This window comes from Dellaglioa sp. CoH-57-MRSF-17 (assembly GCF_056782015.1).
Genome location: NZ_JBXAXY010000197.1, coordinates 1 through 231, shown reverse-complemented (window position 1 = coordinate 231; position 231 = coordinate 1). Strand labels below are relative to the sequence as shown.

Below are 231 nucleotides of genomic sequence, written 5' to 3'. Positions count from 1 at the left end.
ACATAGACCGCGAGATCGTATCGGTCGAACGTCTGCTCGCCACCGCCATCCAGATCGACCCGGATCAGACTTCCGTCGCCCCAGTCCATATCGCTGATGCCAGTCACGGTCCCGATCCGCAGCTGCCCTTGCGATAGACGCACCTCGGAACCCTCAACGATTGCACGCGGAGGATCGTACGGAACCAAGTGATCGATTCGGATGAAATCCGTCTCATTCTCGTCGTAGTCG

The 231-nt window shown here is 58.4% G+C and carries 1 protein-coding gene; it reads right to left on the bottom strand.

Going from position 1 to position 231, the window contains the following annotated elements; genetic code table 11:
• Positions 1-231, bottom strand: a 231-nt coding sequence (locus AC1RPJ_RS08365; protein WP_481762945.1) for a hypothetical protein, incomplete at both ends; no start/stop codon positions are given.